This is a genomic window from Pseudomonas sp. B34(2017) (genome assembly GCF_002112915.1).
Taxonomy (GTDB): domain Bacteria; phylum Pseudomonadota; class Gammaproteobacteria; order Pseudomonadales; family Pseudomonadaceae; genus Aquipseudomonas; species Aquipseudomonas pharyngis.
The window spans coordinates 490,596-505,459 of the sequence record NZ_NEJA01000003.1; the positions used below are offsets into that span (position 1 = coordinate 490,596).

12 protein-coding genes are annotated in these 14,864 nt (G+C 62.7%); 8 read left to right on the plus strand and 4 right to left on the minus strand.

The features are described from left to right. Positions 1-212 precede the first annotated feature (212 nt). The 6 genes from CAF80_RS11915 (at position 213) to CAF80_RS11940 (ending at position 6,465) form a co-directional block, all read left to right on the plus strand. Complete coding sequence (locus tag CAF80_RS11915) at positions 213-1,289, plus strand: putative 2-aminoethylphosphonate ABC transporter ATP-binding protein (RefSeq protein ID WP_074690113.1); 1,077 nt, start codon at positions 213-215, stop codon at positions 1,287-1,289. After that, entirely contained in the window at positions 1,289-3,013 is a 1,725-nt protein-coding gene (locus CAF80_RS11920; RefSeq protein WP_074690115.1) for a putative 2-aminoethylphosphonate ABC transporter permease subunit, read from the plus strand. Before CAF80_RS11915 ends, CAF80_RS11920 begins: the two co-directional genes overlap by 1 nt. 47 nt (positions 3,014-3,060) lie before the next feature. Continuing rightward, positions 3,061-4,086, plus strand: a complete 1,026-nt coding sequence (locus tag CAF80_RS11925) for a putative 2-aminoethylphosphonate ABC transporter substrate-binding protein (RefSeq protein ID WP_085667377.1) — start codon at positions 3,061-3,063, stop codon at positions 4,084-4,086. A gap of 167 nt (positions 4,087-4,253) precedes the next feature. Further along, positions 4,254-5,387 carry a TIGR03364 family FAD-dependent oxidoreductase gene (locus CAF80_RS11930; RefSeq protein ID WP_085667378.1) on the plus strand — a complete coding sequence of 378 codons (1,134 nt, stop codon included), beginning with the start codon at positions 4,254-4,256 and terminating at the stop codon, positions 5,385-5,387. Further along, positions 5,387-5,953, plus strand: coding sequence for a phosphonate degradation HD-domain oxygenase (locus CAF80_RS11935; protein WP_085667379.1), 567 nt, complete (start codon positions 5,387-5,389; stop codon positions 5,951-5,953). Before CAF80_RS11930 ends, CAF80_RS11935 begins: the two co-directional genes overlap by 1 nt. Positions 5,954-6,039: 86 nt before the next feature. Continuing rightward, positions 6,040-6,465, plus strand: a complete 426-nt coding sequence (locus CAF80_RS11940; RefSeq protein WP_085667380.1) for a hypothetical protein — start codon at positions 6,040-6,042, stop codon at positions 6,463-6,465. Here the strand turns inward: CAF80_RS11940 and CAF80_RS11945 are convergent. Then, entirely contained in the window at positions 6,462-7,847 is a 1,386-nt protein-coding gene (locus tag CAF80_RS11945; RefSeq protein WP_074690123.1) for a GTPase/DUF3482 domain-containing protein, read from the minus strand. The genes CAF80_RS11940 and CAF80_RS11945 overlap by 4 nt on opposite strands. Further along, positions 7,840-9,213: a DUF2868 domain-containing protein gene (locus CAF80_RS11950; RefSeq protein ID WP_074690125.1), complete on the minus strand. Its 1,374-nt coding sequence runs from the start codon at positions 9,211-9,213 to the stop codon at positions 7,840-7,842. The genes CAF80_RS11945 and CAF80_RS11950 overlap by 8 nt, the downstream gene beginning before the upstream one ends. Before the next feature lie 85 nt (positions 9,214-9,298). Between CAF80_RS11950 and CAF80_RS11955 the strand changes: the two genes are divergently transcribed. Beyond that, positions 9,299-9,811 carry a dihydrofolate reductase gene (locus CAF80_RS11955; protein ID WP_081353123.1) on the plus strand — a complete coding sequence of 171 codons (513 nt, stop codon included), beginning with the start codon at positions 9,299-9,301 and terminating at the stop codon, positions 9,809-9,811. A gap of 121 nt (positions 9,812-9,932) precedes the next feature. Here the strand turns inward: CAF80_RS11955 and CAF80_RS11960 are convergent, their stop codons facing one another. Next, positions 9,933-11,321 (minus strand): L-cystine transporter, encoded by a 1,389-nt coding sequence (locus CAF80_RS11960; RefSeq protein WP_039767903.1) that lies wholly within the window; start codon positions 11,319-11,321, stop codon positions 9,933-9,935. 241 nt (positions 11,322-11,562) lie between these two features. On the opposite strand from CAF80_RS11960, the gene CAF80_RS11965 reads away from it, so the two are divergent. Further along, positions 11,563-12,624 carry a phosphorylcholine phosphatase gene (locus tag CAF80_RS11965; RefSeq protein WP_011336406.1) on the plus strand — a complete coding sequence of 354 codons (1,062 nt, stop codon included), beginning with the start codon at positions 11,563-11,565 and terminating at the stop codon, positions 12,622-12,624. 207 nt (positions 12,625-12,831) lie between these two features. Here CAF80_RS11965 and ilvD read toward each other — a convergent pair whose 3' ends face one another. Continuing rightward, positions 12,832-14,673, minus strand: a complete 1,842-nt coding sequence (gene ilvD / locus CAF80_RS11970) for a dihydroxy-acid dehydratase (protein WP_011336405.1) — start codon at positions 14,671-14,673, stop codon at positions 12,832-12,834. Between the last annotated feature and the right edge of the window lie 191 nt (positions 14,674-14,864).

Genomic DNA, 14,864 nt, shown 5'->3' on the forward strand with positions numbered 1-14,864 from the left:
TCTGCGTGGGAATGCCTCATTGGACGCTCTGCGTCCGCTCTTGGGACGCGGAGCGTCCCGGGCTGCATTCCCACGCAGAGCGTGGGAACGATCCGCGATCCGCGGTGAACCAAAATCCCTGAATACCACTATCGGTCGATTTTGCCTTGTTGCCATATGACCGACGCATTACAACTCTAGGATTCGTCTCATCTGCTTGATGAGGCCTGTCCATGAACCCTGCAATCGCAACTGCCCTGACCAACCCCGGCGCACCGATGAAAGTGCGCGGCGTGCAGAAGCGCTTCGGCGCTTTCACGGCGCTGGATAACGTCTCCCTCGATGTCGCGGCCGGTGAGCTGGTGTGCCTGCTCGGCCCGTCGGGCTGTGGCAAAACCACTTTGTTGCGTTGCATCGCCGGTCTGGAGAAACAAGACAGCGGCGAGTTGTACCTCGGCGAGCGCGACGTTTCCCACCTCGCGCCCCAGGCTCGGGATTACGGCATCCTGTTCCAGTCCTACGCGTTGTTCCCCAATCTGACCGTCGAAGCGAACATTGCCTACGGCCTCGCCGGCAGCGGTCGCGATGAAGTGCGCCGTCGCGTCGGTCAGATGCTGGAACTGGTCGGCCTCAGCGGCAGTGAGAAAAAGTACCCGGGCCAGTTGTCCGGTGGCCAGCAGCAACGGGTGGCACTGGCCCGCGCCCTGGCTCCCGCGCCGTCGTTGCTGTTGCTCGACGAACCGATGTCGGCCCTCGACGCCCGGGTCCGCGAGCATCTGTGCACCGAGCTGCGCCAACTGCAACGCAACCTCGGCATCACCACCCTGATGGTCACCCACAATCAGGACGAAGCCATGCTGATGGCCGATCGCATCGCCGTGATGAACAACGGCAAGGTCGAGCAGTACGCCACCCCGCAGGAAATCTACAACCGCCCGGCCACACCGTTCGTGGCCGAGTTCGTCGGCCAGGGCAACTGGCTGCCGTTCCAGCGCAGCAGCGACAGCCACGCCAAGGTCGGCGGGATGAACCTGCGCCTGGCCGACGGCAGCGTCCATAGTCCGTCGGGCCGGTTGTTCTGCCGTCCGGAAGCGATCAACGTCAATCCGTTGGTGCACGAAGAAAACCTGTTCCCGGCCAAGGTTCGCGAGATCACCTTCCTCGGCAACCGCTGCCGCATGAGCTTCGAACTCGATCAATTGCCCGGTCATGCCTTGCTCGCCGAACTGGCACCGGAAGCCATGCCACGCCTCGGCGCCCAGCAGATCATGGTCGCCTTGCCGCCACGCAGCCTGCAGGTGTTTGCCTGATGAACAGCAACCTCGCACTGCCGCTACCGCAAAAGCAGGCGCGGCAGGTGTCCGGGGCCGAGGTCGGCGACCGGATCTTCGTCCTCGGCGGCAAACTCCTGCTGTTGGTGCTGCTCGGTGTGGCGGTGCTGTTGCCATTGCTGGCGATCTTCTGGCGCGGCTTCAGCAGCGAAGCCGGGCAGGGCGGTGGCTGGCTCGCTGCGAAGGAACTGGTGACCAGCGACAATTTCCACTGGCTGCTCGGCAACAGCCTGAAAGTTTCCCTCAGCGTCGCGGCGATCGTCGTACCGCTGGCCTACCTGTTTGCCTACGCCTTGCAGCGCACGATGATTCCGGCAAAAGGCATCTGGCGCGGGGTTTCGCTGCTGCCGCTGATGGCACCTTCGATGTTGCCGGGGATCGCGCTGGTCTATCTGTTCGGCAATCAGGGCATGTTGCGCGGGCTGCTGTCGGACAACATCTACGGTTTCTGGGGGATTGTTCTGGGCGAGGTGATCTACACCTTCCCACACGCCTTGATGATTTTGCTGTCAGCCCTGTCGCTGGCGGATGCGCGATTGTTCGACGCTGCGTCGAGCATGGGCGCCAGTCCGGCGAAAGCCTTCCGCAGCATCACCTGGCCCGCGACCCGCCAGGCTGTGTTCGCCGCGTTCTGTCTGGTGTTCACCCTGACCATCACCGATTTCGGTGTGCCGGTGGTGGTCGGTGGCGACTATCAAGTGCTGGCGCTGGAAGCCTACAAAGCGGTGGTCGGCCAGCAGCAATTCGGGCGCGGTGCGCTGATCGGCATGGTTCTGTTGCTGCCGGCACTGTTCAGCTTCGGCGTCGATGCCTGGCTGCGTCGGCGTCACGGTGATTCCATGAGCGGCCGCGCCCAGGTGTTCAAACCGGCACCGTCGAAGAAGCGCGATGCCTTTTATCTCAGCGTGGTCCTGCTGATCAGCGCCGCGTTGCTGCTGGTATCCGGCATGGCGGTGTTCTCGTCGCTGGTGAAGTTCTGGCCGTACAACCTGTCGCTGTCGCTCAACCACTATCAGTTCAACGAGACCGCTGGCGGTGGCTGGCTGGCCTACGGCAACAGTTTGAAGATGGCGCTGGGCACGGCGTTGATCGGCAGCATGCTGATCTTCACCGGCGCCTATCTGATGGAAAAGACCCGCAGCCAGCGCGGGCTGAATCTGACACTGCGCATGCTCAGTTTCGTACCGATGGCGGTGCCGGGGCTGGTGCTCGGTCTGGGTTACGTCTTCTTCTTCAACCTGACCGGCAACCCGCTGCACGTGTTGTACGGAACCATGACCCTGCTGATCGTCTGCACCATTGCTCACTATTTGACCACTGCGCAGATGACCGCCACCACCGCGCTGCGTCAGCTCGACGCCGAATTCGAAGCCGCCGCGCTGTCGCTCAAGGCGCCGCTGTACCGGCATTACCTGCGGGTCACCGTGCCGATCTGCCTGCCGGCGCTGCTGGACATCGTGCGCTACCTGTTCGTCTCGGCCATGACCACCGTGTCCGCCGCGATCTTCCTCTACAGCCCCGACACCATCCTCGCGGCGGTAGCGGTATTGAACATGGATGACGCCGGCAACGTCGGCGGCGCGGCGGCGATGTCGACCCTGATTCTGTTCACCTCGGCGGGCGTGTCCTTGCTGCTGGCGTGGGCTTCGCGCGGCTTGCTGCGCCGTTCCCAGGCCTGGCGGCAAACGGCGCCCGGTCACTGATCTACGACTTATCCCTATCGCCTCAACTCACCTACAGGAAAACGATCATGTTCAAGCCTATGGCCCTGGCCGCTGCTGTGCTCGCTGCTTTCAGCCTGAATGCCTTCGCGGCAAAAACCGAGTTGACGGTGTACACCGCCCTCGAAGCCGAGCAGTTGAAGTCCTACAAAGAGGCCTTCGAAAAGGCCAACCCGGACGTCGAGATCAAGTGGGTGCGCGATTCCACCGGGATCATCACCGCCAAACTGCTGGCCGAAAAGGATCGCCCGCAGGCTGACGCAGTGTGGGGCCTGGCGGCGTCGAGTCTGGCGATCCTCGATCAGCAAGGCATGCTGCAAAGCTATGCACCGAAGGATCTGGGCAAGATCGGCGCGAACTACCGCGACGCCGCCAACCCGCCAGCCTGGGTCGGCATGGACGTCTGGGCCGCAACCATTTGCTTCAACACCGTCGAGGCCGAAAAACAGGGCCTGACCAAACCGGTGAGCTGGCAGGACCTGACCAAGCCTGAGTACAAGGGCAAGATCGTGATGCCGAACCCGGCCTCGTCCGGCACCGGTTTCCTCGATATCAGCGCCTGGCTGCAAACCTTCGGCGAGAAGCAGGGCTGGGCCTACATGGACGGTCTGCACCAGAACATCGGCCAGTACGTTCACTCCGGTTCCAAGCCTTGCAAACTGGCGGCGGCGGGCGAGTTCCCGATCGGGATTTCCTTCGAATACCCGGCCGTTCAGCTCAAACGTCAGGGCGCACCGCTGGACATCATCCTGCCGAAGGAAGGCCTGGGCTGGGAGATCGAGGCGACTGCCGTGATCAAAGGCACGCCGCATGAAGAAGCCGCGAAGAAACTGGCCGACTTCTCCGCCAGCGCCCCGGCGATGGATCTGTACAAGGAAAACTTCGCTGTCCTCGCCCAACCGGGCATCGCCAAGCCACAGACGGAGCTGCCGGCCGACTACGAGCAGCGCCTGATCAAGAACGACTTCGCCTGGGCCTCGAAGAACCGCGACGAGATCCTGACCGAATGGCGCAAGCGCTATGACGGCAAGTCCGAGAAAGTCGCTGCCAAGTAAATCTTCTTACCCGATTGTTCCCTGACGGAGCATTGATCGTTCCCACGCTCCGCGTGGGAATGCAGCCAAGGACGCTCCGCGTCCTCTGTGACGCAGAGCGTCACGGTATTCATTCCCACGCAGAGCGTGGGAACGATCAGCGTGGGAACGATCATTGAGGTAGCTGCATGACACAACACAAAGACTTGCTGATCGTCGGCGCCGGCATCCTGGGCCTGTCCCACGCCTATGCCGCCGCCCGGCGCGGTCTCAAGGTCACGGTTTTCGAACGCACTGCCACGCCACTCGGCGCGTCGGTGCGCAACTTCGGCCAGGCACTGGTCACCGGCCAGCCACCGGGTCCGATGCTCGAACTGGCCAAGGCCACCCGCGACATCTGGGGCCAGTGGGCGCAGCTCGCCGGCCTGCAACTCAAGCGCAACGGCTCGTACCTGTTCGCCCGCACCGAGGCCGAAGAGCACTTGCTCGAAACCTTCTGCGCCGGGCGCGCCGTGGAGCACGACTACCGCGTCGAACTGCTGCGCGGTGCCGCGCTGCGCGATCTGTACGGCGGCCAGTTCAGCCATCACCGCGCCGCGCTGCACGGGATGGACGATCAACAGCTGTATTCCCGGGAAGCGATTCCGGCGCTGATCGAATACCTGCGTCGCGAACTCGACGTCGAGTTTCACTTCTCGACGCTGGTGCGCGACGTCGAGCCTGGGCGCCTGCACAGCACCGCCGGGATCTTCTCCGCCGAACAGATCATCGTCTGCTCCGGCCACGACTATCAGACCTTGCTGGCCGGGCCGATTGCCGCCCTCGACCCGCAAATCTGCCGCCTGCAAATGCTCCGCGTCCGGCCGCAGATCGACCTGAACTTGCAACACGCCTTGCTCACCGGCCTCAGTTGCGTGCATTACGGCGCTTTCGCTGACTTGCCGGAAGCGGCGGCGGTGCAGGCGCAGATCCTGCGCGAGCAACCGCACTTGCAGGAAAACGGCATTCACCTGCTGATCAGCCCGACGCCGTATGGCGAACTGATCATTGGCGATTCTCACCATTACGGCAGCGATCCATCGCCGTTCAACGCCGAGCAGGTCGATGACTGGATGCTCGAACTGGCCGAGCACACCCTCGGTTGCAAGGTGCAAGTGGTCGAGCGCTGGCAGGGTGTCTATGGTGCCCGGGGGCCGGGGCCGTTTTCATTCCTGCGTCCGGCGCCGGGGCTGAGTGTTGCGCTGATGCACAGCGGCGTCGGCATGAGCGTCGGCCCGGCCATGGCCGAGCGCAATGTGGCACAGCTTTTTGGAGAGAACTGATGTTGAGTCACGAACAAGTCATCGACCGGGTGTTCGGCCTCTATGAGCGCTTCGGCGCCAGCGACTACATCGGCGAACCGGTGTCGCAGATCGAGCACATGTCCCAGGCAGCGCAACTGGCCATCGCCGAAGGCTTCGACGACGAAGTGGTGCTCGCCGCATTCTTCCACGACATCGGTCATTTGTGTGCCGTAGGCGCAGAGAACATGGGCGGTTACGGCGTGGTCAGCCACGAACGCCTCGGCGCGGATTACTTGCGTGAGGCCGGCTTCAGCGAACGCATGGCGCGGCTGGTGGAATATCACGTCCAGGCCAAGCGCTATCTGACGCTCAGGGAATCGGGTTATTACGACCGGTTGAGCGAGGCCAGCCGCCGCACCCTGGACTATCAAGGCGGTGTGATGACCGAGGCTGAAGCCGATGCGTTCGAGCAGGATCCGTTGTGCGCCGTCAGTCTGCGGATGCGCCAGTGGGATGAGTTGGCGAAGGAAATAGCGGTGCCGGTGATGGATCTTGCGGTGTTGAAGGATAAGGCCTTCACGTTGCTGTCCCGCGAGGCGCGCTGAAGCTTCTTACGTTAATCCGGGAAACGGTGCATGGCGCGTGTTGCCCCTTCGGCCCAGACTGGTCTTTTTGCCGAAGGAGCGCACGGATGCGTTTTTTGAAAGTGATTGCCCGGGATCGATCCGGCAGCGGCGCAGGGGACACTGTCCAGTTGCGCTTTCATGACAGCGAACAGGATTGGCGCGAAGCCTCTGCCCGTGAAGTCGCGCAACTGCGCAGCTTCACCCGAACCTATCTGAAATGTGCCTGGTTCAACGCGGCCGATGAGGACACGCGGCATCTGCGGATCTTCGCTCTGAACCCCGGCCGCGATGGAACGCCGGAATCAGTGAGGCTGCACTTTCATAAGGGCGAAACCATCGCTTACAAGGCCGCCGTCCACGACCTGGATAACGATGGCGGTTTCGAGGTTGTCCTGTGTTCGGACGTCGACAACGACGGGCGCGCCAATCGCACCGATCGCAGCCGGGTGACGGCGCTGGTCAAACAGTTCCTCAAGCTCGGCTGGTTCTAGAGTTCGAGGACTTTGCTCACCAGTTCATCGATCTGTTCCTGACGCTGGGCCTGATTCAGTTTCGGATGCGGGTTGAGCGACGACCATTGCGGGTGGGCCCGGGCGATGTTCAGCGCCTCCGGCAACTTGCCCTCGCGCCAGGTCTTGTCTTGCGGCGTCGCCACCTGAATGCTGTCCAGCGCCGCATGGCCGCGGGCATTCAGCGCTTGCAGCAGTTGCCGCTGACGCAGGGCCAGCAGGCGCAGCACGTTGTCGTCGACTGTCAGTTCCCGCTGCCCTTTGATCTTGCCCAGCAGGCGATTGCCATAGCTGCGGGCGGTTTGCAGGGCACCGCCGGCAATCGCGCCGGCCAGGGCTGCTGCCCCGAGGGTGATGCCGCCGACCAGCAAGTCCACACCCGCACCGGCGGCTGCACCCGCGGCAATCCCGCCGCCGACTCGCACGCCAAGCTGCTTAAGGGTTTCCGGGTTGAACAGGTCATCGCCCCAACGCCCGTCGAGCAGCGGCAGATCACTGGCGGCGGCGTCCTGCGGGCGGAAAGCGTAGAGCTTGAGCAGCGCTTCGACGCAGCGTTGTTCGCGTTGGCGCACGGCTTTGCGCAGTTCGCTGATGGCCTGTTGTTCCTGTTCAGCGTTGCTCGCCACACTGCGTCGGCACGCGGCGCAGTCGATCAACAGTTCGGCGATCAAGCGCGCGGCGCTTTGCTCGCGGGCGAGGCGCTGGGCCTGTTGATCGGCGATCAGCCGTTCCAGTTGTGGGCGGGCGTTTTCCAGCAACAGTGCGAGGCTTTCATACAGCCGCCGCTCGCCATCTTCCGGCGGGGCGACGCTGTCGAAACGCACCAGCGCGTGCAGTCCCAGACGCGCCAGTGCTTCGCGCCAGTCCGGCTCGCGGTGGTTGGCGCTGCTGACGAAATTCAGCACCGGCAGCAACGGTTTGCCGCAACTGGCCAACACTTCCAGTTCGTCGCGGTACTTGGCCAGCACCGGTTCGCGGGCGTCGATCACGTACAGGCCGGCATCGGAATCGAGCAGTTGCCGCAGCACCTTGGCTTCCTGCTCAAAACGCTGGCGCGCTTCGCTCCCATCGAGAAACCGCGCCAGCCGTGCCGGGCCGTCGAGGCGTTCGCCGGGACGTTCCAGACGCTCGAGAAAATCCAGCAGGGCGATGGCATCTTCCAGACCGGGTGTGTCGTAGAGGTCGAGCAACGGCTCGCCATCCACCGACAACCGCGCGCCTTCGACATGCCGCGTGGTGCTCGGGCGATGGGAGACTTCGCCGAAGCCGACGTCGCGGGTCAGTGTGCGCAACAGCGAAGTCTTGCCGACGTTGGTGTGGCCGACCACCGCCAGTTTCAGCGGCGCTTTCCAGGCATCAGTCATGTCCGTGCTCCAGCCAGTTCAACGGGGCGCAATCGGCGAACGGCAGTTCCAGCTGATGCAATGCCACGTGCCAGTCACCGAGGCGTTCGGCGTCCAGCGCTTGTCCTTGCGGCGCTTGCAACAGCCAGACACGGGTTGCGGCGGCGTTGCGCGCCAGCTCGGCAATCAGCGCCAGGCTGCCGCGATCCGGCGAACGCCGTGGGTCGCAGGCAATCGCGAGGCGCGCCGGCGGGAAGCGGCTGAGCTGTTCGAGCAGTTTGTTGCGCGATTCACGGCTGTCGAGGATGCCGGCGTTGCTGACGTTTTTCGGCAGCGTCGGCGGCCATGAGTGTTGGTCATCGAGTTCGATTGCCACCAGCAGCGCGCCGTCGCTGGCGTGTTCGCCCACGGTGCTTTCGACGCGGTGCAATTGCGCAGGCTCCGGGTCGGTGATGCCGAGGCGTTCGCTGGTCGGCATCAGGCGTTCGCGCAGTTGGGCGTAGCCGGGCAGGTTCAGGTCCAGGCGCAACGCAGCCTTGCCGCTGTTCCAGCGCCAGAAGCAAAAAAGCGCCAACAGCAGGCGCGGCAGCACGCCGTACACCACCAGCACGCCGACCAGCCAGGTCGCCCAGGCCTGACGGGCGCTTTCGATGTTCAGCGCGGTGTCGCCGCTGGCGCGGATCATTTCGACTGTGGGCACGTTAAAGCCCAGCAGCGCCGGCAATGCGCCGAGGGCCTGGGTCATGTTGATGAACGTGTCGGCACTGAGAATCGTGGTTTCCCAGACGAAGCCGTAGCGCCGGGTCGCCATCAGCGTCAGCAGCAAAAACAGCGCGCTGACCATCGCCAGCAACCACAGGCCATTGACCAGCGTACCGAGTGCCCAGCGATTGAGCTTCTTGCGTTGCAGCATCAGCAGCAGAGCCGGCGCCAGTTGCGCCGCCTTGGCGTCGCGGGCGAGTTTTTCACTGAGCCACAGCCACAAGCGGCCGAGGGTGGCGCCATGTTCGCCAGCGAAGATCAGCCCCAGCGCCCAGCTCAACAGCAGAATCAGGTTCAGCCCGAGCAGACTGCCCAGGGCCCAGAACACATTGACCGGCGTCTGGCCCAGTGCGGCGAAGGCCAGCCCTGCGCCGCTCAGTACCGCGAAGATCGCCAGCAGCACCAGCGCCAGACGCGCGCCTTGCAGCCAGTGCTTGAGCGCGGCGGTCAGGCCGTCGCGCTCGGCCAGCCACAGGGCGCGGCGCTGAATGCGTCCCGGCAGATCGCCGCCGGCCGCGCGGGCCAGGCGATTGGCTTCCAGATCGTCCAGCGGGCCTGCGTGTTCTTCGCGCAGGCGCACGGTTTCGGTGAGCCAGAGGTTTTGCAGTGAAGTCAGTTCAGTCACGCGGCATCCCGTTGCTTGATTGAGCCGTGAGCATAACCGCTGTGGCGCTTATCGGGGTAAGGGCGGCTCTGGTATCCTCGCCGGCATGACTAAATCACTCCCCCTCAGCCTGATCGCAGCCCTCGGTGAAAACCGTGTGATCGGCGTCGACAACAGCATGCCCTGGCACCTGCCGGGGGACTTCAAATACTTCAAGGCCACGACGCTCGGCAAGCCGATCATCATGGGCCGCAAGACCTGGGACTCGCTGGGTCGTCCGTTGCCGGGGCGTTTGAATATCGTGGTCAGCCGCCAGACCGGTCTGGTGCTGGAAGGCGCGGAAGTCTATCCGTCGCTGGAAGCGGCCGTGGTTCGCGCCGAAGCGTGGGCGAAAGAGCAGGGCGTCGACGAATTGATGCTGATTGGCGGGGCGCAATTGTATGCGCAGGGGCTGGCGCAGGCGGATCGTCTGTATCTGACTCGCGTGGCACTGAGCCCGGAAGGGGATGCGTGGTTTCCGGAGTTCGATCTGAACCAGTGGACGCTGGTGTCGAACGTGCCGAATCCGGCTGAAGGCGATAAACCGGCTTACAATTTCGAAGTCTGGGAAAGAAGATAGCTACAAGCTTCGAGCTGCAAGCCGCAAGTAAAAGCTGGAATGCTCTTCTTGCAGCTTGCAGCTTGCAGCTTGCAGCTTGCAGCTTGCAGCTTGCAGCTTGCAGCTTGCAGCTTGCAGCTTGCTAGCTCGCTAGCTCCGCATGCTCATCGGCATCCAGCAGTGCCTTGTCGGTCTGCTGCATCACCTGGCTGGTAATCGCGCCAGCGGTGATCGAACCGCTCACGTTCAGGGCCGTACGACCCATGTCGATCAGCGGCTCGACCGAAATCAGCAACGCCACCAGCGAAACCGGCAAGCCCATGGCCGGCAGCACGATCAGCGCGGCGAAGGTCGCACCGCCACCCACGCCCGCCACACCGGCCGAACTCAAGGTCACGATCGCCACCAGCGTCGCGATCCACAGCGGATCCAGGGGGTTGATGCCGACGGTTGGCGCAACCATCACCGCCAACATTGCCGGGTACAGACCGGCGCAGCCGTTCTGGCCGATGGTCGCACCGAACGATGCGGCGAAGCTTGCCACCGATTGCGGAATGCCCAGACGACGGGTCTGCGCTTCGATGCTCAGCGGGATGCTCGCCGCACTGGAGCGGCTGGTGAACGCGAAGGTCAGCACCGGCCAGATCTTGCGGAAGAAACGCAGCGGATTGATCCCGGCGGCCGATACCAGCAAGCCATGCACCACGAACATCAGGCCCAGGCCGAGGTACGACACCACCACGAAACTGCCGAGCTTGATGATGTCCTGCAGGTTGGAACCGGCCACCACTTTGGTCATCAACGCCAGCACGCCGTAAGGGGTCAGCTTCATCACCAGACGCACCAGACGCATCACCCAGGCTTGCAGGGTGTCGATGGCGTTGATCACTTTCTGACCTTTCTCGACGTCATCCTTGAGCAGTTGCAGCGCGGCAACCCCCAGGAACGCGGCGAAGATCACCACGCTGATGATCGAGGTCGGTTTGGCCCGCGCCAGGTCGGCGAACGGGTTCTGCGGGATGAACGACAACAGCAGTTGCGGCACATTCAGGTCGGCGACCTTGCCGGCGTAGTCGGTCTGAATGGTTTGCAGACGGGCCATTTCCTGAGTGCCGGCGACCAGGCCTTCGGCGGTCAGGCCGAACAGGTTGGTCAGGCCGATGCCGATCACCGCCGCAATCGCGGTGGTGAACAGCAGCGTGCCGATGGTCAGGAAGCTGATCTTGCCCAGCGAAGAAGCGTTGTGCAGACGGGCCACGGCGCTGAGGATCGAGGCGAATACCAGCGGGATCACGATCATTTGCAGCAGTTGCACGTAACCGTTGCCGACCAGATCGAACCAGCCGATCGAGGCTTTCAGTACCGGGTTGCCGGCACCGTAAATCGTGTGCAGCGCGACACCGAATGCCACGCCCAGCACCAGCGCGAGCAGGACTTTTTTCGCCAGGCTCCACGAAGTGTGGCGGGTTTGCGCCAGGCCGAAGAGCAGGGCGAGGAACACCAGCAGGTTGAGAATCAGGGGCAGATTCATGAGGACTCCAGAAAAGACTGTGCCAACAGCCTTCCGGGGCTGCTGCGAACCGGCAAGCCTAACAGTTTGATTTGCAATGATTTAATACCGAAATCAGAGGTCGTCCGTCGTTTTTGGAATAAGCGGGTGTCGCTCTCGGGGATGCAGCTGGCGCGAAACGGACGTGGACGGTCGCTGACAGACGAGGACTGTCACACATATTTGTTAGCGTCGATTTCTTTGACCCAGGGAGAAAGCGCCAATGAAGTTCACACCGAAATTTCTGGCTGTCGCACTGACTGTGGGGATGGGCCTGGCCACTCAGGCATTCGCCACCGACCTGAAACACTGGCCGGCGGATCAGGCCAAGGCATTGGACGCGATGATCGCTGCCAACGCCAACAAGGGTAACTACGCGGTGTTCGACATGGACAACACCAGTTACCGCTACGACCTCGAAGAGTCGTTGCTGCCGTTCATGGAAAACAAGGGCCTGATCACCCGCGACAAGCTCGACCCTTCCCTGAAACTGATGCCGTTCAAGGACACCGCCGACCACAAGGAAAGCCTGTTCAGCTATTACTACCGCCTCTGCGAAGTCGACGACATGGTCTGCTATCCATGGGTGGCTCAGGTGTTTTCCGGCTTCACCCTCAAGGAACTCAAGGGCTACGTCGATGAGCTGATGGCCTCGGGCAAACCGGTGCCGGCGACCTATTACGAAGGTGACGTGGTCAAGAATCTGGATGTGAATCCGCCGAAGATCTTCACTGGCCAGAAAGAGCTGTACAACAAGCTGATGGAGAACGGCATCGAGGTCTACGTGATGACCGCCGCCTCCGAAGAACTGGTGCGGATGGTCGCGGCCGATCCGAAGTATGGCTACAACGTCAAACCGCAGAATGTGATCGGCGTGACCACGTTGCTGAAGAACCGCGAGACCGGCGAGCTGACCACCGCGCGCAAGCAGATCACCGCCGGCAAATATGACGAGAAAGCCAACCTCGGCCTCGAACTGACCCCTTATCTGTGGACCCCGGCGACCTGGATGGCCGGCAAGCACGCGGCGATCCTGACCTACATCGACGAGTGGAAAAAACCGGTACTGGTGGGTGGCGACACGCCGACCAGCGACGGCTACATGCTGTTCCACGATGTGGACGTGGCCAAGGGCGGCATTCACCTGTGGGTCAACCGCAAGGACAAATACATGACCCAGATCCAGGGCATGATGGCCAAGCACGCGGCGGCCCAGGCGAAAGAAGGTTTGCCGGTGACGGCGGACAAGAACTGGGTGATCGTCAAACCTGAAGAAATCCAGTAATTGCTACGGTGATCGCTCTCGAGCAGAGCGCGATGATCGTTCCCACGCTCCGCGTGGGAATGCAGCCCGTGACGCTCCGCGTCACTGGACGCAGAGCGTCCCTTGAGGCATTCCCACGCGGGAGCGTGGGAACGATCAAACGATCAAACTGAAGGCAAAAAAATGCCCCGCACTTGGCGGGGCATTTTTGTTTCTGCGATTTGACGCTTACAGCCCGTCGAGCATCGCCTTGTTGCGCACCGCACCCTTGTCGGCGCTGGTCGCCAGCAGGGCGTAGGCCTTGAGGGCGGTGGTCACTTTGCGTGGACGCTGTTCGACCGGTTTCCAGCCCTTCTTGTCCTGCTCGACCCGGCGGGCAGCCAGTTCTTCGTCGCTGATCAACAGGTTGATCGAGCGGTTCGGAATGTCGATCAGCACCTTGTCGCCGTCCTGTACCAGACCGATCGCGCCGCCGGCCGCAGCTTCTGGCGAAGCGTGGCCGATGGACAGACCGGAAGTGCCGCCGGAGAAACGGCCGTCGGTCAGCAGGGCGCAGGCTTTGCCCAGGCCTTTGGATTTCAGGTACGAGGTCGGGTAGAGCATTTCCTGCATGCCCGGGCCGCCTTTCGGGCCTTCGTAGCGAATGATGACGATGTCGCCTTCCTTCACTTCGTCGGCGAGGATGCCACGTACCGCGCTGTCCTGGCTTTCGAAGATCTTCGCGTTGCCTTCAAAGACGTGAATCGACTCGTCGACGCCGGCGGTTTTCACCACGCAGCCGTCCAGGGCGATATTGCCGTACAGCACGGCCAGGCCACCTTCTTTCGAATAGGCGTGTTCGAAGCTGCGGATGCAGCCGTTTTCACGGTCGTCGTCCAGGGTTTCCCAGCGGGTTGACTGGCTGAACGCGGTTTGCGTCGGAATGCCCGCCGGGCCTGCCTTGAAGAAATGGTGCACGGCTTCATCGTCGGTCTGGGTGATGTCCCACTTGGCGATGGCTTCTTCCATGCTGCGGCTGTGCACGGTCGGCAGGTCGGTGTGCAGCAGGCCGCCACGGGCCAGCGAACCGAGGATGCTGAAGATGCCGCCGGCGCGGTGAACGTCTTCCATGTGGTACTTCTGGATGTTCGGCGCAACTTTGCACAGTTGCGGCACCTTGCGCGACAGACGATCGATGTCACGCAGGTCGAAGTCGATCTCGGCTTCCTGGGCAGCGGCCAGCAAATGCAGGATGGTGTTGGTCGAACCGCCCATGGCGATGTCGAGCATCATCGCGTTCTCGAACGCCTTGAAGTTGGCGATGTTGCGCGGCAGTACCGACTCGTCGTTCTCGCCGTAGTAGCGTTTGCACAGCTCGACGATGGTGCGGCCGGCCTGCAGGAACAGCTGTTCGCGGTCGCTGTGGGTGGCCAGGGTCGAACCGTTGCCCGGCAGTGCGAGGCCCAGGGCTTCGGTCAGGCAGTTCATCGAGTTGGCGGTGAACATGCCGGAGCACGAACCGCAGGTCGGGCAGGCGCTGCGCTCGTACTCGGCAACCTTCTCGTCAGAAGCGCTGGAGTCGGCGGCAATGACCATGGCGTCGACGAGGTCGAGACCGTGGCTGGCCAGTTTGGTCTTGCCGGCTTCCATCGGGCCGCCGGAGACGAAGATCACAGGGATGTTCAGGCGCAGAGCGGCCATCAGCATGCCCGGGGTGATCTTGTCGCAGTTCGAGATGCAGACGATGGCGTCGGCGCAGTGGGCGTTGACCATGTACTCGACGGAGTCGGCGATGATCTCGCGGCTCGGCAGCGAATAGAGCATGCCGTCGTGGCCCATGGCGATGCCGTCGTCCACGGCGATGGTGTTGAATTCTTTGGCAACGCCGCCAGCGCGTTCGATCTCGCGGGCAACCAGTTGGCCCAGGTCCTTCAGGTGCACATGGCCCGGTACGAACTGGGTGAAGGAGTTGGCAATGGCGATGATCGGCTTCTTGAAGTCGTCATCTTTCATCCCGGTGGCGCGCCACAGTGCGCGGGCGCCGGCCATGTTGCGGCCGTGGGTGGATGTTTTCGAGCGGTAATCTGGCATGGAGCACTCCGGGCGGCTAATCAGGTATCAAAGGGGAGTGAGCTTCTATTGACGTCTGGAACACTCAGAAATGGCCGTGTGTCCTGATGTTGCCGATGACGTTGCGGGATCGCCGCTGGTCTCAGCCTGAGCTCATAAACCCGCCGGGGATGAATGGCGATGAATCTCGCGATTCTACACCGCTGGCGTCA